Below are 21,758 nucleotides of genomic sequence, written 5' to 3'. Positions count from 1 at the left end.
AGAATAACAAAACACTTGGAATAAAAAGTGCTTAGAATAAAAAGTAGCGCTGCGCCATGGGTAATATGTCAGCAGGCTCACAAGTGAGCGTCTTGCCATCGGCACGTACTTCATAAGTTTCAGGGTTAATATCCATATCAGGGCAGTAACTATTAAAGCGCATATCACTTTTACGGATACTACGAATACCGTGTACTGGCTGAATGACTTTGGTCAGTCCAAGCTGCTTATCCACTTGTTTATCGATGGCAGCCTGTGACATAAAGGTAATGCTGGTTTGGGCAACTGATTTTGGATAAGTGGCAAACATAGGACGATAATGTACGGGCTGCGGGGTGGGAATAGAGGCATTGATATCGCCCATCGGCACAGCAGCGATGAGGCCACCTTTGATGATGCATTCAGGCTTTACCCCAAAAAATTTGGGCGACCATAACACCATATCGGCCCATTTTCCCACCTCGATAGAGCCAACCATATCGCTGATACCATGAGTAATCGCAGGATTTATCGTATATTTTGCGATATAGCGTTTGATACGAAAATTGTCGTTGTCCGCGCTTTGGTCGTAGTCCGTCAGAGTGATGAACTGCTGCTCATCCTCTATGGTTGCTGTTGCATCAGGTGCAAGATGTCCGCGTTGAACTTTCATTTTATGCGCAGTCTGCCAAGTGCGAATGACAACCTCTCCTACCCGTCCCATGGCTTGCGAATCACTACTCATCATCGAGATTGCGCCCAGATCATGCAAGATATCTTCTGCCGCAATGGTTTCTTGACGAATACGGCTTTCTGCAAAGGCCACATCTTCAGCGATAGCAGGGCTCAAATGATGACAGACCATCAGCATGTCGAGATGCTCGTCAATGGTATTGACGGTATAAGGGCGCGTTGGATTGGTAGATGATGGTAAAACATGCGACTCGCCAATGGCTTTAAGAATATCAGGGGCATGACCACCGCCTGCGCCTTCAGTATGAAAAGTATGGATACAGCGATTCTTGAATGCTGCCAGCGTACTTTCGAGATAGCCACTTTCGTTTAAGGTATCAGTATGAATAGCTACTTGCACATCATACTCTTCCGCGACACTCAAACAGTTATCAATGGCTTGCGGAGTGGTACCCCAATCCTCGTGTAGCTTTAGCCCTACGGCACCCGCTTCGATTTGTTCAGCAATAGGTTCTGGCACACTCACATTTCCTTTGCCCAGTAATCCGATATTCATAGGAATACTGTCGGTAGACTTTAGCATTGAGGCAATATGATAAGCCCCTGGTGTACAGGTAGTGGCGAGCGTGCCTTGTGCAGGCCCTGTACCGCCACCAAGCATTGTGGTCACGCCTGACATAAGCGCTGTCTCACACTGCTGTGGTGCGATAAAGTGAATATGACTATCGACGCCACCTGCTGTGAGAATTTTGCCTTCGCCAGAAATGATTTCGGTAGCACCACCAATTGCAATATCAATGGCAGGCTGGATATCAGGATTTCCGGCTTTGCCAATGCCGCTAATGCGACCATCCTTGATACCGATATCTGCTTTATAGATACCCGTATAATCCATGACTAGCGCATTGGTAATGACCGTATCGGCAACATCAGCACCCAATAACTGCCCTTGACCCATACCATCACGGATGACTTTACCACCACCGAATTTAACTTCTTCGCCTTTTATCTCGGTCGGTTTGCTAGCCTGCTCACCGTTTTGCAGTGCTGCAGCCTGATCAGTATCCTGATAACTGGTCAAGTCAGCTTCAACCTGTAGCCAAAGTTCAGTATCCGCTAAGCGCACCTTGTCACCTGTCGTCGGACCAAAATGCTCAGCATAAATATGCCGACTGACTTTCTTCTGCGAGGTAACTGGCGGGTTTTCAGCATCTGACTTATCTGATGTGGTATCTGAACTAGCGGCCCCCATCACTCGCCCTGCAAAGCCATATACTTCCTGCTTACCAGCATAAGCGACCAGTTCCACTTCACGTGACTGCCCCGGCTCAAATCGCACTGCTGTACCAGGGATAATATTCAGGCGATAACCACGCGTCTGCTCTCTCTCGAAACTCAAGGCATCATTGACTTCGTAAAAGTGATAATGCGAGCCGATTTGAATAGGTCTATCACCAGTATTGCTAACACTAATGGTCTGTACCTGTCGCCCTTGGTTTAAGATGATATCGCCATCTTGAATATGGTATTCGCCTGCTTGCATAAGAGTCGCCTTATTTTATAGTTATCATTTCAGTGCTACACGATGGGATTATGCACCGTAACCAGCTTGGTACCATCAGGGAACGTCGCCTCGATTTGCACTTCATCTACCATCTCTGCCACACCCTCCATCACATCGTCAACAGACAGATAGGTAGCGCCTTCACTCATTAATTCGGCCACTCTTTTGCCATCTCTAGCACCTTCCATCAATAGCATGCTGATATAAGCGATGGCTTCGGGATAGTTAAGCTTAACACCTCGGTTTTTACGGCGTTCAGCCACCATACCAGCCGTGAATAGCATGAGCTTGTCTTTTTCTGTTGGGGTCAAATGCATGGAGCTTCCTTATTGTATTTATAATGTTCTGTGTCACAGAGTAGCGACCTTCAAACGTTTAATGCCTTAACAAAAATGGCGATTGCGTCTTCTTTTATCAGATTAATGTCATAACAAATTAATTAAATAGTATCTAATCAAAAATCACGTGTCCCAAATCCGTGGACGACACGGCTCAAGTTGCCACCAGTGCTCACGCAATACTTCTCTAAGCTGATAGAACGCCTCAAAACAGCCTCGCACATCTGTGCCAATATAGCGGATATTAATCGCTTGATAATTGTGGGTGCAATAGACAGGTAAATCCGCTTCTGTGATTGCTTGCCGCAAAGTCAGTATCGTACTGTCCAAATAACGGGTTAAGGCTTGCTTAGTCGTCGCTTGCGCAGTCTCTGTCGTTTCTCGTGCTTTTGATGACGATAAAGGCTTTTGATGTACGTCACTTAAACTTGGCACCGCCCAAAACGACCCGTAGATATGCTGCCCTGCTAGCCCTAAACGCGATGTAAACCAGCGGCTTTGTGCCAACTGTGCCACACGTTCGGCAACGATGACTTTGCTTTCACGGTAGATATTCAGCCCTGTATGGTAATACCCTTGCAAAAACTGCTCATCATATGCCTGACGGCCAAAGACGCTAATCTCCCATGTCAGGAGACTAGACGAATCCTTTAGTTGAAAACGACTCGTCGCATGCATGTTGGCTTCGTTATAAATAATGCTCTCTTGCGGTAGCCATTCTAGACGGGCATCTGTGTCTAATGTGGCGTATACCTTTTGGCTAGCGTATTCAGCCATGTCATTTGGTACGACGCTTACTTGGTCAGTATCATTACTATGTACACTGCCTTGTTCTACTAGAGAATTTTTATCACAAGCGCTTTGCGTGGGTGACTGGCGATGCGAGGTTTTGCTTTTTTGGCTGACACTGTCTTTGCCATACCATTTCCCCGCCCCTGGTGTCGTAATGACAGCATGACTGTCCTTATCTAAACGCAGGTCTATAGCCAACGTATCACCACCTGCGATACCTGCTGGCGGATATAGCATCAATACATGACAAATACCCTGCTGCACACGCGGTTCAGGATACAGAGCACGCTGTACCATCAAAGCACCCGTATGCTTGCGGTGATATAGCCGCGTCTTAGAGTCGGCAGCCTTATGTTGGGCCGTACTCGTGCGTTTAACGCTGTCAAAACTTAATGCTAAGGAAGAAGCCCAACTCATTTTATATACTCATGTACCAATTAAACATAATCCAATATCTTACAGGTTTATCATCCAAAATCTTGTTCAACGTCATACTTTAAAGCCTTAGCTAAAATAATAGCTAAACAATCTCAGCGCCGTAGAGCGCGAATAGCGTATCGAACACAGCGCTGAACCAATAAATAAAGGGTCAATATGTTGACTGATACAATCATCGTGCCAACTATGAATAGAAAATAATCAATGAACTAACCATATCGGCTCAAAACTTTGATTTGCTTGTACTTTTCTCAATTTATATCCGTCATTGAAAACAGCAATATATTTTTGACCTTTCCCTCATCAGTTTTTTTGATGTCTGCCATCCCTCAGCGTGGCGCTTTCATGCACCAAAACAATACATCTTATCTATAACAGTGCAATTTGTTGGTATAACTTTTGACTGGATAGTTTATGGTAATACCTGATCAGTAAAGGCATAAAATACCTTATTATTCTCAAACTTAGTCAGTAAGATAGGTAGATTGTAGTGCTGTTAATCAGGTATTCTATGCACAAACCGGTTTTATAGGCTTGAATAGTGAGCGCAGCCCCCTTATAAACAACCCATTAGTCAAAAACTACCAGACAATAAAATCATTCAATCCTTTTTTATTTTATACATTTATCGATAGGACGTTTCTATGACAGATTATGATCGCATCACTGCCAATCCACATTTTGATATGCTGATGAGTGCGCACAAAGAAGTACAAACCACCCAAGCTGCATTAGTGCCTATGGTTGTCGAGCAGTCTTCACGCGGTGAACGCTCGTTTGATATTTTTTCACGCTTGTTACGTGAGCGCGTTATCTTTTTGACTGGTCAAGTTGAAGACCATATGGCCAATCTAATCGTCGCGCAGCTGCTATTCTTAGAAGCTGAGAACCCAGACAAAGACATCCACTTATATATCAACTCACCAGGCGGTTCAGTCAGTGCTGGTTTAGCGATTTTTGATACCATGAACTTTATCAAGCCAGAAGTATCGACCATCTGTATGGGCGGGGCTTATAGCATGGGCTCATTCCTATTGGCCGCCGGTCAAAAAGGTAAACGTTATGCACTTGCCAATGCTCGTGTGATGATTCACCAGCCTTCAGGTGGTGCGCAAGGTCAAGCAACAGATATCGAAATCAATGCTCGTGAAATTCTAAAAACTCGTGCGCGTTTGAACAAGATATTGGCTGAGCGTACAGGCCAGACTGTAGAAAAAATCGAAACAGATGTTGAGCGTGATTACTGGCTAGATGCAGATGAAGCAAAAGCATACGGCTTGATTGATGAAGTGCTAGAGCGCCGCCCTACTTCTTTATAATTAGCATATAACAGCCTTGATGAGTATCAACTGCCTGAGCGCGATGCGTTTTGGCATTGATGCAAACAATCAAAATATTTGTAAGTTTTAAATTTTAGGAGCGCCTTTTATGGCAGAAGATAATACCCCGCAGTGCTCGTTTTGCGGTAAAGCCAAAAGCGATGTAAAGCAACTGATTGCGGCTGACGATGCCAATATCTGTAATGAGTGTATCGAGCTATGTACTGACTTAATCGCAGACAGTGCCGAGCACGGCGATGACGATAGCGATATCGATACTTCTTGGATCAATAAAAAGCTACCAACCCCAAAAGAGCTGCGTGCCAAACTTGATGAATATGTCATCGGTCAGGACGCTGCCAAAAAAGCATTGGCCGTTGCCGTTTATAACCATTATAAGCGTCTAAAAGTTAGCCAAACTTTAGCTAACGACAGCAAAAAGTCTAAAATTGGCGCTGATGATGCAATGGTAGAATTGGCTAAGAGTAATATCTTGCTAATCGGTCCGACTGGTTCTGGTAAAACATTGCTTGCCCAAACCTTAGCTCGTCTGCTTGATGTGCCTTTTGCGATGGCTGATGCTACAACACTGACTGAAGCAGGTTATGTCGGTGAAGACGTTGAGAACATCGTGCAGAAGCTACTGCAAGCTTCTGACTATGATGTGGCCAAAGCTGAGCAAGGTATCATCTATATCGATGAAATCGACAAAATCAGTAAAAAAGGCGACAACCCATCTATCACCCGTGATGTGTCAGGTGAAGGCGTGCAGCAAGCACTGCTCAAGCTAATCGAAGGCACCGTGGCTGCTATTCCGCCGCACGGTGGTCGTAAGCACCCACAGCAAGAGCTGATCCAAGTCGATACCAGCAACATCCTAATCATCGTGGGCGGCGCGTTTGCTGGCCTAGACAAAGTCATTCAGCAACGTACCGAAAAAGGTGGTATTGGTTTCAATGCTGATGTCAGCTCAAAAGACGACAGCCGTCGTAGCTCAGAGTTGTTACAAGAAGTTGAACCAGAAGATTTGATCAAGTTTGGTCTGATCCCTGAGCTGATTGGTCGTCTGCCCGTTCTTGCTGCACTACAAGAGCTGGATGAAGCGGCATTGGTACAGATCCTGACTGAACCTAAGAATGCACTGGTAAAACAGTACAAGTACTTGTTCGACATGGAAGGTGCTGAGATTAGCTTTACGCAAGAAGCACTAGATGCCATCGCTAAGAAGGCAATGGAGCGTAAAACTGGTGCTCGTGGTCTACGCTCTATCGTAGAAAACGCGCTACTTGAAACTATGTACGAGCTGCCTTCTATGGAAAATGCAAAAACGGTACTGGTTGATGAGCAAGTCATCAATGAAGGTAAAACGCCTGAAATTTCTTAATTATCGTGCCGTTAACATCACTCATTATGATTAATGAGTGATGACAACAAAAAGCGTCTGGCTGCATAAGCTAAGGCGCTTTTTTTATGCCTACTCATTAACTGGCCTAGTCATCAAAAATCTGACTATGCATAACGCTAGTACGAGCTAAGGATGACTCAAATACTAGCGCATGTCCTAAGTTGAAGTGACAGGTATCTATCATAAAATGACAGCAGCGTTTATCAATCGCGAGTAAGCATCAGCACAAATCATGCTAATGTAGATAGCGTCTGTTTCGAGCTTTATCCTAATGCCAGCACCACATTTGAATGTTCAACAGACCCTACTAATAATACAAAGGATTGTTTATTATGCTGAACCCTGTGACCGCTATGGCAACCTCATTACGCCAGCATCTGCCATTTTCTTCATCTCATGCCTCCTTAGATAACTCTGACGTTGCTTCCTACTACCACAACCATGTCGCTGCTATCACAGGTGCAGGCTCTGGTATGGGGCGTGAGTTAGCCATTCATTTAGCAAAAATGGGCTGTCATGTTGCACTATCTGACATCAATCTTGAACAGCTAGCAGCGACCAAACAGTTACTTGCCAGTTATGATGTCAATGTCACTATAACCGTACTGGATGTGTCAGACAATAAAGCAGTGCAAGCATGGGCTGATAACGTGATGGTAGAGCATGGCAAAGTTAACTTCATTTTTAACAATGCAGGCGTCGCACTTTATTCCACCGTTGAAGGCAGTAGCATTAGTGAGCTTGAATGGGTAATGAACATCAACTTTTGGGGCGTAGTATACGGCACCAAAGCGTTTTTACCTTTGATTAAAAATAGCGTCAAGCAGAGCCAGTTTGGCGAGCATGGTCATATTATTAATATCTCAAGTCTCTTTGGTCTGACTGCTCAGGCGTCGCAGTCCGCCTATAATTCAAGCAAGTTTGCCGTACGCGGCTTCACAGAGAGCTTACGCCAAGAGCTAAATATTCAGAACTGTGGCGTATCAGCCACTTGTATCCATCCAGGTGGTATCAAAACCAATATCGCCAACAGTGCACGCGGCAACGACAGCATTCATGATATTGGCATGAGTACAGGACCCAAAGCCATCAGAAGTTTTAATAAGTTTCTAAAGTTCGATGCCAGTCAAGCGGCTTGGATTATCTTACATGCGGCAGCAACCAACCAGCAGCGCTGCTTGATTGGCAATGATGCCAAGATGATTGATGCGATCCAACGCGTTTTCCCCTCTCACTACAGCCAGATACTAAACGATTTTCATCAACTGTCTCTAAAACTAAAGCCACGTCGCCATAAAAAACTAAAGACCGTTAAGTAAAGAGTTCACATACAAAAAGCCCAGCTATTATCGTAGCTGGGCTTTTTGTCTAGTTTTTATAAGATTGGCTAAGACATGTGGATTGAGTTTCCCGTATATCAGGGCAGCTTCATGTCACCTGCGACCAACCAGCCCATACGGCGCATGATATAAGCAACCAATCCTGCAATCAGCGCAGGCAATACAAACATCAATAAAATAATCGCCGTCCATAGCTGACCCGTGCTCATGATTTCTTGTGATGCCTCGATGACCCCAAATACACCGACCAAACCAGCAGTACCCATACCCGCACCTGTCGCCGTACAAGCTAACCCAAATCCGACAGTCGCGATAGGGCCAACAATCGCACTAGCAATGACGGCGGGTAATAGAACAATAGGCTTTTTTAGTACATTGGGGATTTGTAGCATACTAGTGCCTAATCCCTGAGATATCACCCCACTCACGCCATTGTCTTTAAAACTCGCAACCGCAAAACCAATCATATGCGCCGCACAGCCAACCACTGCTGCACCGCCAGCCAACCCACCAAGTCCAATGGCAATACAAATGGCTGCACTTGATGTCGGTAGCGTTAATAAAATACCAACCACGACGGCAATGACGACACCCATTAATAGTGGCTGTAATTCAGTAGCGGCATGAATACCCTGTCCGATAGCAGCGACTCCTGCCACGATAGGTGGATTCAGTAACGCACAGACCAATAGCGCAACACCGCATACCAGTAGCGGCACTAGTAAAATATCAAGCTTAGTCTTACCAGCAATCCAAGTGCCAGCGCGATAAGCGAATACAGATGTCAAATACGCCCCTATCGGATTACCCGGCAGTGCTACAAAGGTTGCAGGTCCACCCACTTGTGGGGTGAAAAGCGTCCCTGCCATTAATGCTTCAGAATGCGCGCCAAGCATGCCTGCGACTAGACAGCTGAGCATGACTAACGTTGGCGCTTTGAGATAGTAGGCAATACCTACGCCGATACCTGCGCCCATTAATATGGAGGCAAGCTTCCCGACAGCGACCAATGCAGGCAGAGCTAACCAGCCACCGATTTGCGAGATTATCAGTCCAGCAATCAGCGTGACAAACAAGCCTAACGCCATACCCGTAAACGCATCGATAAAATACTTCTGAAAGAATGCTTTAATAATACCTACTGGCGGTGTTACTGAGTTAGATGCGGTCATAACCATACTCTTCGTGAATATTTTGATTGGACAAAACAATTAGAAAGCTTGTTAACAAAATAAAGCGATAAAAAAAGCGTCATGACGACGCTTTTTTTATTGATAAATACCACAACTGCAAACTGCTGACTCTAACGGCGCTGCTCAACGATGATAGAATCAATACCATTGTTTTGTAGACGCTGCTGTGCCGTCGTTACTGCTTGACGATTATTCAGTGGACGAGAGATGACCTGATAGATAGGTAAGCCATTGCCCGTCGTGTTTTTGACCACACGAGCATCGACACCTGCCATCAGTACTTGCGCACGGCGACGATCTGCCTCATCTGCATCACTAAAGCTATTGATCTGCAAAATATAGGTCGCCGCAGGTTTGGCTGCTTGAACACTCGCCGTCCCTGCGCCTGCATTATTATTGCGGGTTGTCGTGTTACTGGTACTAGCAGGTGGCGTGCCATCGTATGTCGCATCTTCTTCAACGACAACGATATCATCGCCCGCAGCGTTACCACTGCCCGACTCACCCACCGCGCTTTCAGAGACACCCGTACCTTCTGTAACGCTGGTGCCTGCCCCATCAGGCTGTGTCACCACAACATCTGGCTCAAACGCACCGATATCACCTATTCGATCATTATCAATGTCAGCGATGTCTTCATCAGGAATCGTTGCCATCTCTTGATTGGGTAAAATATCGTAGAACTCATAATCACCATTATCGGTATCAGTATCCACGCGTGGCTGCACTTGACGATCAGGATCATTGTCGGCGCTACCATCAGCGGGGCTGAAGTTGAATAATGGTGAAAGGTAGATAAATACCCCAATCATAAGGGTCAATACGGCCCCAACAAACATCCACAATAAGCCTGATACGCTACTGGATTTGCGCTTTTCGGTTGCACCTTTAGGTTTTTTGGCTAGCATGGATCTCGTTCTCCCTACTGAATTTAACTGTCATCATCGAATTACTGCTATCAGCTGTCTATACTTATTCTATATGTTAAATGGCTACTACATGCTAGACGGTGCAGACAAACCTAGCAGACCAAGCCCATTTGCCAGTACTTGCCTAGTGGCTTTAGACAAGCGCAGACGGGCTTGCATTAAGTCGATCTCATCCGAGCTTGGCGTGTCACCAGAGGTCAAACTCATCGGCAAGATACGATTGCTGTCATACCAGCCGTGGAACAATGCCGCTAGCTCTTTTAGGTAGTTGGTCAAGACATGTGGCTCATAACCGGTCGCTGCACGTAACAGTGTCGCAGGATAGCCTGCCAACAGTTTAATCAACTCATCTTCATTCGGTGCAATGAGCAGGTTTTGATGTGCCAAACCAACGGCATCATCTACTGTTAAGTCATAGGTTGCCAGTTTTTCTAGCACACGGCAAACACGCGCATGCGCATATTGAATGTAATACACTTGATTGTCTTTGCTTTGTGATTTGGCAAGCTCTAAATCAAAATCAACATGTACTTCAGGCTTACGTGCCACATAATAAAATCTCGCAGCATCATTACCAACTTCTGCTCGCAGCTCACGCAGAGTCACAAACTGTCCAGAACGCGATGACATTTGCACTTTTTCAGAACCGCGCCATAACGCCACAAACTGTACGAGCACTACATCTAGACGTTCGGCATCGATACCCAGTGCTAGTAGCGCTGCTTTTACACGTGGGACATAACCGTGATGGTCAGCGCCCCACACGTTAATGACTTTATCAAAGCCGCGATCGAATTTATTTTTATGATACGCAATGTCAGAGGCAAAATACGTAGACTGACCATTGGCACGGCGTACCACACGGTCTTTTTCATCACCGAAATCAGTTGATTTGAACCAGATATTGCCGTCTTTTTCGTATAGATAGCCTTTTTCGTCTAATATCTGTAGGACAGGCTCAATCTCGCTCTCGATAGAGCGCTCGCTAAACCAGCACTCATAGCTCACGCCAAAGTCATTTAAGTCGTCTTTGATATCCGCCAAAATACTGCTCAATGCGGCATTTAAAAACAGCTCATAGCCATCGCCAAGCAACGCTTTACTATTGGCGATTAGCCCATCAATGTGCGCTTCTTTATCACCAGAGACCAGCGTTTTTTCGCCATCAGCATTGATTTCAAACTGAGCATCTGCTGGCACATCTTTTGCGATGTCTGCGAAGCTGTGTATGTAGCTATCGCCATGTTGTGACTTGACCGTTTGTGCGATATCGCTGACATAGTCGCCTTGATAAGCATTGACCGGAAAGGTCACTTGTTCGCCATTGGCTTCTAAATAACGCAGATACGTACTGGTCGCTAAAATATCCATCTGACGACCCGCGTCATTGACGTAATACTCACGCGTGACATCGTAGCCGATTGCTTCTAGTAAGTTGGCCACGCTCATGCCAAATGCTGCACCGCGCCCGTGACCGACGTGCAAGCTCGACGTTGGGTTGGCAGAAACGAACTCAACTTGGACTTTTTGACCGGTAAACTGCTCGCTCAAACCAAAACGATCTTGTAAGGTGAAAATATCGTCTAATACCGAAAATTTGGCTTCTGCATTTAAAAATACATTGATAAACCCTGGCCCTGCGATTTCTACTTGGCGAATATCTTGGTTCTCAGGCAGTGCACTAACGATTTTTTCGGCAAGTTGTCGTGGATTGGCTTTGGCCGCTTTAGCCGCAGTCAAGGCGATGTTGCTAGCAAAATCACCGTGGCTTAGGTCTTTAGTACGAGTGATTTGGCTATTATCCTGCCAATCGCTTGGTAGCGTGCCATCTGCTTGTAAGGTTTTAATCGCATCATTGAATAGTGATGCAAGCGTATCAATTTGGGCTTGTGACATAAGGATTTGAACTCAATTAAATAAACAACAAAACGGTATGAATGCGAGCAGTCGATAACGGCTGATGATAATCGCAACCGACATTGTAGGGATAGAATGATGTAAAAAGATAAGTAACCTGTAAATATAACAATCTTTGCACGTTATTGCACTATTTGCGCCAAAATTAGCACTAAAATCTTATCGTTATGGCAATTCGTCTTAGCAGCTAGGGCGTGTCTTCAATTCACTCGATAGTTATCTCAATGGGCTAAAAATGGCTAAATCTTGCCAAACATCGTCAAATAGCTGGTTAACATCCCGATATTATCTGCGCTATCTTCCTTGTTTGACGGCAATTTATCTCATTTTTATCACCATTTTTGAATTGAAGACACGCCCTAGAACAAGGAAAAGCCTTATTAATGTATTTTTTAAATGAGTAAAACTAAGATGATATTAACCCTCAAGCATTAGCGATTTGATTATCTGGTCAATTGTAGCGTTACTGTTGCCTCATACTGGGCAGTAGTTTATACATCGGTACTTCCGCGTTATAATCACCGTTTGTATGACGCTTCTAAATATAGATGATGCGTGACTACTTTATAGGATTATGCCATGTTTGCGATTGCTGCTAGTACCGTCACCAGTTGGGGACTGTATGTCTTGTTACCCATTTTTATCACTTTTCTTTTCTTTATCGTATGGGATATCTCTAAAAAGTCTGAAGCTGGGCGCGCTGGTACCTTTTGGATATTTTTAGCGCTGGGTGCAGGGTTTGTGGGCTTTCTACTCAAAATATTACTAGAAGTAGCGTTTAAAAGATGGCTGATATAGTTAATCCTCTATAAGTTATATTGAAACGACTATATAAAGCCTATGGCTATTTATCACTTTTGCGCTTGCCTTCAATGACCTCGCTCACATAAGTGGGTAAGTCCCATGCGCCACCCGCAAAGCCTTTGCACATGCCTGTACTAGAATCTGCCATTTTTGCAAAGGTGGTACCATTCCACACCCATTTTTTGCTGTTCCAGCAGTCGCCAATGCCTCTATCTTTATGATTGGCCGAAATCTCACCTTCAAAATAATCATTGCCTGAGGTGGTAATTAACTGAGGGTTACGAGGTTTTGCATTGTCTATAAGCCAATATCCGCTAGCTGCGTTGTAAGCACCCATCCAACAGCTATGGACAGCTAAAGTATGAGTGGCATCAATAGGGATAAAGTCCCAACCAGCGCTATTGCCAGCATACTTTGCAAAATTTATAGAAGTCTCACTTTCAGGATTTATAAGCTCACAGCTTCCCGTCGCATCTTCAGATCCTACAAACTGCTCATCATCAATATTTATCCACCTGTTGATATTGGCCTCAAAGTAAGCCTGTTTTGATGCAGACAGTGTCTTATTGTCTTTTCCCGAATACGAAAACGCCTTTTTGATGACTGGCTTTGGCTTGGCAGATTTGGGCGTTTGCTTGTGCGTGCTGTTTTTACTGACCAATGCGATTGGTGTGCCCACTCTTCCTTGTACCTCATCCAGCTTCAGCAGCACAGCGCCCATGCCCTTGTCACTGACCGTCCAACTGTTGTCACCCGCTTTTATCTCTATTTTAGTATTCAGGCGAGCACTGTTGATCAAGCTATTCGTTTGCTTAGCTGTTAAATCATATAGACCGCTGTCTGAACTTGGTTGCAGGCGGCCATAGTTTTTACCATTTAGCCACAGCGCAACGTTATTTTGGCTTTTTTCTGAAACCTCTGGTAAAAACTGAACCATACCTGTAGGCAAAGCCTCTTTCGGTATCGCAGTTAATAAGATCGAGATAGGCTTGTCCTACTGGTCATCATCTGCGTAACCCACTGCTCGGCAGGACAGCGTGTTGTCGCAAACCACTTGCCAATCATCTTTGACAAAACCCCAGCCTTCAAAGGGATCACCATACGCATCTGATGCCACAGCGGGTAGTGAAAACAAACCAATCGTCATCAAAGCCATTACTGTTTTCATAATCTCTCACCCTTGTTTGATTGCAGCTTATGTTGGCTGATATCTGTTATGACTGTCATTTATGTTGGCGACTGCTTATGCTGACTGATGGTATCTCTACTACCCTGACAAGCTATTTTTTGGCAATCAGTGTCGCGCGCATCGGGGCAGGATAGCCTTCCACGGTTTTAGTCGAGTCATTAGGATCCAAGAAGTCTGCTAGCGAATGATAAGTCATCCATTCCGTTTTACGCTGCTCTTCTGTCGAAGTCACTGCCACATCGACGCAGCGTACGTCTGAGAATCCCGCTTTTTCTAACCAACCAATTAATGCTGCGACAGATGGCAAAAAGTATACGTTGTTCATTTGTGCATAACGATCGTGCGGTACCAGTACGGTATTGGCATCGCCTTCAATGACCAATGTCTCAAGCACCAATTCACCGCCTTTGACCAACTGACCTCGAAGCTGCTGCAAGTGCTCAAATGGCGACTGGCGATGATAAAGCACGCCCATGCTAAATACGGTATCAAACAACTGGCTATGCTCAGGCAGTGCTTCTAAAGGTACAGGAATATAATGCGTGCGATAACGGCCCCTGTCCTTAGTATGACCATGAGTATGAGCATCTGCTGTACCAACGAAATGACGAATCGCCATAAACTGATGATAAAACAAGCATGATGGATCAACGATAATGACCGTATCCGCCCCTGCCCCTGCCATACGCCAGCCGTGATAACCAGAGCCACCGCCCACATCTAATACTCGGCGACCTTTTAGCTCACCCAAATGCGGCGCAACCCGTTGCCATTTCCAATCACTGTGCCACTCGGTATCTATCAATATTGAGTCGGCAGCTTCGCTATCGCTTTGACTGCCGATTTGACCACCAATCTGAAATGGCCCTTTACGCCATGGCATCAACTGCTTGAGCAGTGCCATTGCTTGTTTGTGCTCAGACTCATTAAGACTCGCGTCAATCGTCAAGGTATCACTGTTTAGATCGACATTATTGACGGTTAGTGTTGGCAATCGTGCCACCGATGCTTGGTAGGCAGGCGCATGCGCATAATTAGCTTTATCTTTGATAGCATTTAGCCATGTTGGTAATTGCTTAAGCCACTCATAAGCGATCGGCTGCTGCTGTGCTAGCTCTAGCAAGGTTAAATACAATTCGCGTTCGGCGTTGATGATAGTGTCGTTGAGCATAAAAGCAGGTTACCGTATTGATTGAGAAATAACTGTGTTAAAAGTAAGGATTATTTAAACACCACCACAGAAACAAAGTTCAAAAACTGAAACCATGTCAGATGACGTTTAAAGCCAACATCGCTCAATCTTGCATGATGCTCATCTAAGGTATCGGTGATAAGGACATTCTCTAATGCATTGCGTTTGCCGCTGATTTCCATTTCGGTGTAGCCATTGGCACGTTTAAAGTCGTAATAACGCTCAACCAACCATGCATCATACTGCTCATCAAACGCGTGCGTTTTTTCAGTCAGTACCAATATACCGCCTTCACTTAATGCCGCATAAATATTTTCTAGTACCGCGACTCTATCGGCCGCTGGCAAAAACTGTAGCGTTAAATTCAAAATCACCATATCGCATGGCTCAAGCGTCACGTCACGAATATCAGCAGTAATCACTTCGATATCGTGCTCAGGATAGTTCTCACTTAGCAGCGTGGTCGCCTCGGTCGTCATCGCCGGTGAGATATCAATCGCCTTAATCTGCAAATCCTGCGGCTCAAACTCGCCCGCTAGCGCCATCGTCGCACCGCCAAGTGAGCAACCCAAATCATAAATCCGGCTAACGCGTTGACCATTATCACCTTGCTGACGATACTTACAATGACGACGGGCAAAGATAGGCAGCATCGCCAGCACTTGACCATAACCAGGCACACTGCGACGTATCATATCGGGAAAACAAGCCACTACCTGCTCATCAAATGAAAAGCGCGACGCTTTATCCAGCGGTGTGGTAAATGGTTTGTCAAATAGGGTGTCATGTTTGATAGTAGGCTTAGACTGGCTCATGGGGTGGCTCATTTTTGGATAATAGAACTTAAATTAGGAAATATTTGGTGGTTTTTGCTTGGTAGTTTTGCTCGTCATTGTCAGTTTAAAACTGAGCAACGTAGCAAAAGCCCATTATAACATTACTGTTTGTTACTTATCGCCTTTGGCTCACCTGCTAAGCTGAATAAATAGGGCTGAAGGTGGTGAGGCGTTTAAAAGAAGCATTGAAAAACGAACACATTACTACCAAATATAACCCTTAACTCATATCTATAATAATAGGAAAAACTATGCAAACCATTATCTTAGGCGGTGGCTGTTTTTGGTGTACCGAATCCGTGTTTTTATCCGTGAAAGGCGTACAATCTGTCGTCTCAGGTTACATGGGCGGTGACGCTGTCTCTGCCAATTACGAAGATGTCTGTAGCGGAACGACAGGCCACATCGAAGTGATTAAAGTCGAATTTGATGACTCTATCGTGCCGCTCGAAGTGATTTTAGATGCCTTCTTTGTCACTCATGACCCCACCACCAAAGACCGCCAAGGCAATGATGTGGGCAGTCAATACCGTAGTGTGGTGTTCTACACTGATGAAGATCAAAAACCAACGGTTGACCGTACCATCAATAAACTACGCGATATGGGCGTGAACGTGGTCACAGAAGTACATCCTGCCGTTGATTTTTATAAAGCTGAAGAGACTCATCAAGACTTCTTTAACAAGAATCCAGGACAAGGATATTGCAACTTTGCCATACCGCCAAAGCTTATCAAATTGCGCAAAGAGTTCAGTCAATATATGGTGGATTAAACACTGAAAGCCATGTTATACGTTTTAAAAGCCAAGGGTTTATACGCTTGGCTTTTTTATTGCGTTTAGCGGTATGATGGTCACCAATGCTCTATGACAGTGACATGTTAGGAATAGTCTATGAACCCTAAATTTTGGCAATCACGCTGGCAAGAAGGTCGCATTGGTTTTAATCAATCTGCCGTCAATCCGTGGCTCATCAAGTATTGGCCAGATTTGCAGTTGCCAGCTGGCAGTCGTGTCTTTGTCCCTTTGTGTGGTAAATCTATTGATATGCGATGGCTAGCAGCGCAAGGCTATGATGTGATTGGTGTTGAACTGATTGAATCCGCCATACAAGCATTTTTTACTGAACAAAATATTGTACCCGCCGTACATGAGCACACCACTACTTCTACTTTCAAATATTATCAAGGTCAGTTATCAGGACAAACCATTACCTTATGGGTCGCTGATATCTTTGCGTTAACGGCTGATGATATTGGCACTATCGATGCCGTCTATGATAAAGCGGCATTGATTGCGCTACCTGCGGATATGCGGGTAGCGTATAGCGAGCAGATACATAAAATTAGTGGCGATGCTCCGCAATTATTAATCACGCTCAATTATGACCAAAGTAAAAAGAGTGGACCACCCTTCTCTATCAGTGATGAGCAAGTACAGCAGTATTATGGCGAGCATTATCAAATCAGCGAACTCGCGAGCGAACCTACATCTATAGGATCGACATCTGATTTAACGGTCACAGAGTATGTCTGGCTGTTAAACCCTAACTAAAATGCTGAGCACATAAGCATAGCGATTGAGCAGCTATTAAAGAATAACGGAGCGTTCTAATGAAAGTTTTAGTAAGTATCATAAGTTTAATCGCGTTTTTGCTGGTTGCACTGGCAGGCCCTCTTTATAAATATGGGGTTGTCGAATTGGGCACTGCATTTGCTGGATTCAAATTTGGTGTTTATGCAGGTATTGCAGCACTGGTACTGTTTGCGCTACAAGTGATACTAAAGCGTAAAACCATCACGATTGGCAGTGCGGTCATAGCCGTCGTGTTTTCTGCGATTGCCATCATTGTTCCTATTAGCATGATGAGCAAAGCCAAAGAGGTACCGCCTATCCATGACATTTCAACCGATTTAGTCAACCCGCCGTCATTTATCGCCATCGCTCCGCTACGCGCTGATGCGCCAAACCCTGTTGAATACGCTGGCATCGAGGTCGCAGAACAGCAACGCGAGGCTTATCCAGAGCTGAAAACGCTTACTTACTCTCAATCACAGCCTGAGCTGGTCAAGGCGACCGAACAAGCCATTAATAATTTGGGTTGGGAGCTTGTAAACACTGATGCTGACAAAGGCATTATCGAAGCGACAGATACAACTGTTTGGTTTGGCTTTAAAGATGATGTGGTGGTTCGTGTGACTGACAATGGCAGCGAACGCTTGGTCGATATCCGCAGCAAATCACGCGTTGGTGGTAGCGATTTGGGTAAAAATGCGGCGCGTATTCATGTATTGATAGATGAGTTGGATGTGGTTTTGAATAAATAATGAACTTTATATAATTAGTTCACTATCAACAAAATACAGACTATTTATTGTACTAAGGATTGACCGAGGGCATATATGTCCAAGCATTACACAGATATCACATTGTCCAACCAACCTTAACCTCACGCATATATCAACCTAGAGTAATGATTTATAGTCTGAGCCCTGCGATATCTTTTCTTTGTACCAAATATTGGGTACTCTAAAGCTTGACCACCGTATTGAATGCTTGATTTATTTTTTTGCACCCGTATTTTTAACACTTATAGGATATTCCCATGCGTATGACGCCATTTTCTACTTTGTCCCTGCTTAGCCTAGCAGTTGGATTCAGCCTTGCCAGCACCGCTCAAGCTGCTCAGCCGCCAGCACCCGACTTATCTAACAGTGAGCTGCAACAATGCCTAGATGGATTAAAGAACTCTAGCAAGTTTCGCGATGTTGACAGCTTTACCTTTAATAACTATCGCCCAAGTCAGCCTGATCCTAGCGTGATTCAGTCGCTCAATTATCAGCCAGAATTTCAAAAGGACGTCTGGGACTACCTCTCATCACTGGTCGATAAAGAGCGCGTCGAAGACGGTGTCCGCGCCAAACGTCAATGGGGCGACACGCTACGACAAATCGAATCGCGTTATGGCGTAAAGGCTGAACACGTCTTAGGGGTGTGGGGTGTTGAGTCTAACTTTGGTCAGACCTTGGGCAAAAAGCCTTTGTTTGAGTCTTTAGCGACACTGTCTTGTTTTGATCGTCGTCAGAGTTACTTCCAAGGCGAATACGCCAATGCACTCAAAATCGTTCAAAATGGTGATATCGCGCCAAATGACATGACCGGCTCGTGGGCAGGCGCTTTTGGTCAAACGCAGTTTATGCCAAGTACTTTCTTAGAGCTAGCCGTTGATTTCGATGGCGACGGACGCCGTGATTTGGTCAATAGCGTGCCTGATGCGCTCGCCTCTACCGCCAACTTCTTGGACAACCGTGGCTATCGCACTGGTGAACCTTGGGGTTATGAAGTCAAACTTCCTGATGGGTTTTGGGCCGCCTCTGACCGTAAAAACAAAAAGTCGATGAGTTATTGGAGTAATCAAGGTCTAACCCTTGCAAATGGAGGCTCGCTGCCTTCTGATTTGAGCAGCGCAGGTCTATTACTACCTGCAGGTATCGAAGGCCCTGCATTTTTGGTCGGAAAAAACTTTGATACGTTCTACTCGTATAATGCCTCAGAAAATTATGCACTGGCCATCGCTCATTTATCAGACCTAATCACCCGCGAAGACAGTAGCAAAACTGACTTTGTCACGGCATGGCCAACAGATGACCCTGGTATCAGCCGCCAGCAATCTAAAGAAATTCAGCAAGCATTATTAAATGCCGGTTATGAGATTGGTGGAGTCGATGGCATCATCGGCGACAATACCCGTACTGCTATCCAGCAGTACCAATCTAGCAAAGGTATATTCCCCGCTGATGGCCGCGCAGGGCAAAAATTCTATCGTGCAATCGTTGGCAATGCAGCGCCAAATCAAACTCAATATGGCCAGCCTGCAAACAGCCAACCGTTAAACCCTGCCTCTACCGACCGCATGGGGCTGCTAATCCAGCGACAGACAACGACCCCTAATACCTACTCGGCGCAACCCACTATTCAACCATCAACGTCTGGCAATACACGCTATCGCCGTGTGACTGATGCTAATGGCACCATAAAGCTCGTCCGTATCGATGAAGGTTCATAGGGTTAACTAATCTTATCTTTAGCATATAAAAAGGCCACGCTATGGTTAGCGTGGCCTTTTTATATTTCGACTTATGCAACAAATCATATGGACTGTCAAATGCTAGAGTAACCCCTTAAACGATAGGTGGTGGGTTTGGCTTGCCATTGTCACCATCCCAGTTTTCGCGGGCTTTATCATCTAAGTCAGCAGCCGTTTTCGGTTCCCACTTACCGTTTTCTTTCCACGTCGCATCACCCCAATCTTCACTCTCAGCTTTACTATCCAAATCTTTGTATGCTTGGCTAGGATCGATACCGCGGCGTTTCATATCTGCCACTTGCTCTTCTAATGTATGAAACTGCTCGGAATCATGCATGGTTTTCTCTAAGCCATTAAGTTCTGTTAGTAGTGCATCATTTTTAGCATTGCTCATGGTGTGCTCTCCTTCATTAATGAATGTCATTATACTTTTTATAGGAATACTTTTTATACGATCATATTTTGTCTGTTTTCTGTCGATCATTTACTAACCCATATTATTACGGGTCTTGAATCGATTCACAACCGCTGACACGTATGCTTTGTATTACAAAACGTAGCCATGACTTGGACATCAAGGTGTATGACAGACAGTCCATTAGCCAGTTGGAGAGATAGCAATAGATACTTAGGGTTATTCGAGGGGTGCAGACGTACTGAGTTTGGATAAGTTTTTTGCATAGAATGTCAATTTCCATAGCTCTTGTGAGACCCGCGTGCCATAGGTCATGAGCTGTATCCAGTTGGCACTCACCAGCTGGCGCTGTAAACTGTTCATATCGGATTGAGAGATTTGGCAACGGGCAACCGCATGGACATTGGGCATGTCTTTTTTAATGTCTGTTTCTGCTTTTTCAGTGATCAAACGATTAACCGTATTTTGCAGTCCATAGCTGGAAAAAGTGGAAGGAATTTTCATGAGTGCATCTAGTATTTCTTGCCAAGATAGGGTCATTGCTCGAGTCACATCGGTCAAGTTGCCACCTTCATACGCTTGGGCGCTATACTGAATGTCAAAGGATTTCAGCAATGCAATTGGTTGACTGACATTATCTGACGCGAAACTCTCATCGTCACCACTGTCTTTATCTGCTTTTATGTCAGTAGGCGCAGAATCCAGCGCTTTTTCAATAATGGATTTTCTGCTGAGCTTAATGAGCTCTTCGTCGGCTCTCACCCAGCCGCCCATCACTTTATGATTGGCCACTGCTTTATAGTAAGCCTGCACCATCAACGGCTCAATGTCATCTTCTGTATCATAGTAATATATTTGGTTTTCTTGCCTAGTGACTGACTTAATAAATTCTTGTAGCTGACGGCTAAGGCCTGATTCTTGATAGTGATTTTTAACTAAGATAAATAAGGGTTTGGTCTTTGCTTTGGCATTCAGATAACTTAAATGCATCTGACTCACACCGTTTTTTTGGACAGTTCCATAACTGTCTCCAATAATCATCACAGCATAGTCACAAGCGTCGATACATTGACGACCGTATAGTGAGGCTTTTGATAATTTGCTAGAAACATCATAAGTCAAAAATGCACGTGCCTGAAAAAATATCGCCAAGCTGTCTAAAACCAACAACTGATCGTTGTCAGCGCATATGACATGAATATGATAGCGGCGATTTGGCACAATTACCTCTAAGTTTGACTTATGACATAGAAAAGTATGAAACGGAGTACAAATGTATCGTTTTGCACAGCCTAGCACACTATCAACCAGATGCACTCAGTTTATTTT

Annotated in this window: 20 protein-coding genes; 8 read left to right on the top strand and 12 right to left on the bottom strand. The window is 44.8% G+C overall.

From position 1 onward, the window contains the following. Positions 1 to 31: 31 nt before the first annotated feature. The 3 genes from ureC to IP510_RS12925 all read right to left on the bottom strand — a co-directional run bounded on the left by ureC (position 32) and on the right by IP510_RS12925 (position 3,783). Positions 32 to 2,215, bottom strand: coding sequence for an urease subunit alpha (gene ureC / locus IP510_RS12935; protein ID WP_194365241.1), 2,184 nt, complete (start codon positions 2,213 to 2,215; stop codon positions 32 to 34). 35 nt (positions 2,216 to 2,250) lie between these two features. After that, entirely contained in the window at positions 2,251 to 2,553 is a 303-nt protein-coding gene (ureA, locus tag IP510_RS12930) for an urease subunit gamma (protein WP_194365240.1), read from the bottom strand. A gap of 144 nt (positions 2,554 to 2,697) precedes the next feature. Continuing rightward, on the bottom strand, positions 2,698 to 3,783 hold the full coding sequence (locus IP510_RS12925; protein WP_194365239.1) for an urease accessory protein UreD: 1,086 nt from the start codon (positions 3,781 to 3,783) through the stop codon (positions 2,698 to 2,700). A 665-nt stretch (positions 3,784 to 4,448) separates the two neighbouring features. Here IP510_RS12925 and clpP point away from each other — a divergent pair. From clpP to IP510_RS12910, 3 genes are all read left to right on the top strand, one after another. Next, entirely contained in the window at positions 4,449 to 5,123 is a 675-nt protein-coding gene (gene clpP / locus IP510_RS12920; RefSeq protein WP_413786491.1) for an ATP-dependent Clp endopeptidase proteolytic subunit ClpP, read from the top strand. A 109-nt stretch (positions 5,124 to 5,232) separates the two neighbouring features. Then, complete coding sequence (gene clpX / locus IP510_RS12915; protein ID WP_194365238.1) at positions 5,233 to 6,507, top strand: ATP-dependent Clp protease ATP-binding subunit ClpX; 1,275 nt, start codon at positions 5,233 to 5,235, stop codon at positions 6,505 to 6,507. A gap of 353 nt (positions 6,508 to 6,860) precedes the next feature. Next, positions 6,861 to 7,847: an SDR family NAD(P)-dependent oxidoreductase gene (locus IP510_RS12910; RefSeq protein ID WP_227669768.1), complete on the top strand. Its 987-nt coding sequence runs from the start codon at positions 6,861 to 6,863 to the stop codon at positions 7,845 to 7,847. 98 nt (positions 7,848 to 7,945) lie between these two features. Here IP510_RS12910 and IP510_RS12905 read toward each other — a convergent pair whose 3' ends face one another. From IP510_RS12905 to argS, 3 genes are all read right to left on the bottom strand, one after another. Further along, on the bottom strand, positions 7,946 to 9,040 hold the full coding sequence (locus IP510_RS12905; protein ID WP_194365237.1) for a PTS transporter subunit IIC: 1,095 nt from the start codon (positions 9,038 to 9,040) through the stop codon (positions 7,946 to 7,948). Positions 9,041 to 9,171: 131 nt separating this feature from the next. Next, positions 9,172 to 9,969 carry an SPOR domain-containing protein gene (locus IP510_RS12900; RefSeq protein WP_194365236.1) on the bottom strand — a complete coding sequence of 266 codons (798 nt, stop codon included), beginning with the start codon at positions 9,967 to 9,969 and terminating at the stop codon, positions 9,172 to 9,174. 87 nt (positions 9,970 to 10,056) lie between these two features. After that, the gene (gene argS / locus IP510_RS12895; RefSeq protein WP_194365235.1) at positions 10,057 to 11,886 is read right to left on the bottom strand and encodes an arginine--tRNA ligase; all 1,830 of its coding nucleotides are present in this window, start codon (positions 11,884 to 11,886) and stop codon (positions 10,057 to 10,059) included. 600 nt (positions 11,887 to 12,486) lie between these two features. Here argS and IP510_RS12890 point away from each other — a divergent pair. Beyond that, entirely contained in the window at positions 12,487 to 12,705 is a 219-nt protein-coding gene (locus tag IP510_RS12890; protein ID WP_194365234.1) for a DUF2788 domain-containing protein, read from the top strand. Between the two features lie 46 nt (positions 12,706 to 12,751). Here IP510_RS12890 and IP510_RS12885 read toward each other — a convergent pair whose 3' ends face one another. From IP510_RS12885 to cmoA, 4 genes are all read right to left on the bottom strand, one after another. Then, on the bottom strand, positions 12,752 to 13,648 hold the full coding sequence (locus IP510_RS12885) for a DUF1176 domain-containing protein (RefSeq protein ID WP_227669766.1): 897 nt from the start codon (positions 13,646 to 13,648) through the stop codon (positions 12,752 to 12,754). A gap of 57 nt (positions 13,649 to 13,705) precedes the next feature. Further along, positions 13,706 to 13,879 carry a DUF1176 domain-containing protein gene (locus IP510_RS13790; protein ID WP_227669764.1) on the bottom strand — a complete coding sequence of 58 codons (174 nt, stop codon included), beginning with the start codon at positions 13,877 to 13,879 and terminating at the stop codon, positions 13,706 to 13,708. 112 nt (positions 13,880 to 13,991) lie between these two features. Then, positions 13,992 to 15,071 carry a tRNA 5-methoxyuridine(34)/uridine 5-oxyacetic acid(34) synthase CmoB gene (gene cmoB, locus IP510_RS12880; RefSeq protein WP_194365233.1) on the bottom strand — a complete coding sequence of 360 codons (1,080 nt, stop codon included), beginning with the start codon at positions 15,069 to 15,071 and terminating at the stop codon, positions 13,992 to 13,994. 50 nt (positions 15,072 to 15,121) lie between these two features. Further along, the gene (cmoA, locus tag IP510_RS12875; RefSeq protein WP_194365232.1) at positions 15,122 to 15,919 is read right to left on the bottom strand and encodes a carboxy-S-adenosyl-L-methionine synthase CmoA; all 798 of its coding nucleotides are present in this window, start codon (positions 15,917 to 15,919) and stop codon (positions 15,122 to 15,124) included. A 260-nt stretch (positions 15,920 to 16,179) separates the two neighbouring features. Between cmoA and msrA the strand changes: the two genes are divergently transcribed. From msrA to IP510_RS12855, 4 genes are all read left to right on the top strand, one after another. Then, on the top strand, positions 16,180 to 16,701 hold the full coding sequence (gene msrA, locus IP510_RS12870; protein ID WP_194365231.1) for a peptide-methionine (S)-S-oxide reductase MsrA: 522 nt from the start codon (positions 16,180 to 16,182) through the stop codon (positions 16,699 to 16,701). Positions 16,702 to 16,821: 120 nt separating this feature from the next. After that, entirely contained in the window at positions 16,822 to 17,481 is a 660-nt protein-coding gene (tmpT, locus tag IP510_RS12865; protein ID WP_194365230.1) for a thiopurine S-methyltransferase, read from the top strand. A gap of 59 nt (positions 17,482 to 17,540) precedes the next feature. Further along, a complete protein-coding gene (locus IP510_RS12860; protein ID WP_194365229.1) occupies positions 17,541 to 18,254 on the top strand; it encodes a DUF1499 domain-containing protein in 714 nt (237 codons plus the stop codon). Between the two features lie 278 nt (positions 18,255 to 18,532). After that, positions 18,533 to 19,993, top strand: a complete 1,461-nt coding sequence (locus IP510_RS12855; protein WP_194365228.1) for a lytic murein transglycosylase — start codon at positions 18,533 to 18,535, stop codon at positions 19,991 to 19,993. Between the two features lie 115 nt (positions 19,994 to 20,108). Here the strand turns inward: IP510_RS12855 and IP510_RS12850 are convergent, their stop codons facing one another. Then, positions 20,109 to 20,408, bottom strand: coding sequence for a hypothetical protein (locus IP510_RS12850; RefSeq protein ID WP_194365227.1), 300 nt, complete (start codon positions 20,406 to 20,408; stop codon positions 20,109 to 20,111). Between the two features lie 240 nt (positions 20,409 to 20,648). Then, positions 20,649 to 21,650 (bottom strand): DUF4062 domain-containing protein, encoded by a 1,002-nt coding sequence (locus IP510_RS12845; RefSeq protein ID WP_194365226.1) that lies wholly within the window; start codon positions 21,648 to 21,650, stop codon positions 20,649 to 20,651. Between the last annotated feature and the right edge of the window lie 108 nt (positions 21,651 to 21,758).

This window comes from Psychrobacter sp. NG254 (genome assembly GCF_015277735.1).
Classification (GTDB): Bacteria; Pseudomonadota; Gammaproteobacteria; order Pseudomonadales; family Moraxellaceae; genus Psychrobacter.
Note: the sequence above shows the minus strand (reverse complement) of the source record. Positions and strands in the feature narration are given on the sequence as shown.

What these genes read in the sequence shown, in the direction of transcription:
- ureC (WP_194365241.1), bottom strand. Translation starts at nt 2,215, where the DNA reads ATGCAAGCAGGCGAATACCATATTCAAGATGGCGATATCATCTTAAAC.
- ureA (WP_194365240.1), bottom strand. Translation starts at nt 2,553, where the DNA reads ATGCATTTGACCCCAACAGAAAAAGACAAGCTCATGCTATTCACGGCT.
- IP510_RS12925 (WP_194365239.1), bottom strand. Translation starts at nt 3,783, where the DNA reads ATGAGTTGGGCTTCTTCCTTAGCATTAAGTTTTGACAGCGTTAAACGC.
- clpP (WP_413786491.1), top strand. Translation starts at nt 4,449, where the DNA reads ATGACAGATTATGATCGCATCACTGCCAATCCACATTTTGATATGCTG.
- clpX (WP_194365238.1), top strand. Translation starts at nt 5,233, where the DNA reads ATGGCAGAAGATAATACCCCGCAGTGCTCGTTTTGCGGTAAAGCCAAA.
- IP510_RS12910 (WP_227669768.1), top strand. Translation starts at nt 6,861, where the DNA reads ATGCTGAACCCTGTGACCGCTATGGCAACCTCATTACGCCAGCATCTG.
- IP510_RS12905 (WP_194365237.1), bottom strand. Translation starts at nt 9,040, where the DNA reads ATGACCGCATCTAACTCAGTAACACCGCCAGTAGGTATTATTAAAGCA.
- IP510_RS12900 (WP_194365236.1), bottom strand. Translation starts at nt 9,969, where the DNA reads ATGCTAGCCAAAAAACCTAAAGGTGCAACCGAAAAGCGCAAATCCAGT.
- argS (WP_194365235.1), bottom strand. Translation starts at nt 11,886, where the DNA reads ATGTCACAAGCCCAAATTGATACGCTTGCATCACTATTCAATGATGCG.
- IP510_RS12890 (WP_194365234.1), top strand. Translation starts at nt 12,487, where the DNA reads ATGTTTGCGATTGCTGCTAGTACCGTCACCAGTTGGGGACTGTATGTC.
- IP510_RS12885 (WP_227669766.1), bottom strand. Translation starts at nt 13,648, where the DNA reads ATGGTTCAGTTTTTACCAGAGGTTTCAGAAAAAAGCCAAAATAACGTT.
- IP510_RS13790 (WP_227669764.1), bottom strand. Translation starts at nt 13,879, where the DNA reads ATGAAAACAGTAATGGCTTTGATGACGATTGGTTTGTTTTCACTACCC.
- cmoB (WP_194365233.1), bottom strand. Translation starts at nt 15,071, where the DNA reads ATGCTCAACGACACTATCATCAACGCCGAACGCGAATTGTATTTAACC.
- cmoA (WP_194365232.1), bottom strand. Translation starts at nt 15,919, where the DNA reads ATGAGCCACCCCATGAGCCAGTCTAAGCCTACTATCAAACATGACACC.
- msrA (WP_194365231.1), top strand. Translation starts at nt 16,180, where the DNA reads ATGCAAACCATTATCTTAGGCGGTGGCTGTTTTTGGTGTACCGAATCC.
- tmpT (WP_194365230.1), top strand. Translation starts at nt 16,822, where the DNA reads ATGAACCCTAAATTTTGGCAATCACGCTGGCAAGAAGGTCGCATTGGT.
- IP510_RS12860 (WP_194365229.1), top strand. Translation starts at nt 17,541, where the DNA reads ATGAAAGTTTTAGTAAGTATCATAAGTTTAATCGCGTTTTTGCTGGTT.
- IP510_RS12855 (WP_194365228.1), top strand. Translation starts at nt 18,533, where the DNA reads ATGCGTATGACGCCATTTTCTACTTTGTCCCTGCTTAGCCTAGCAGTT.
- IP510_RS12850 (WP_194365227.1), bottom strand. Translation starts at nt 20,408, where the DNA reads ATGAGCAATGCTAAAAATGATGCACTACTAACAGAACTTAATGGCTTA.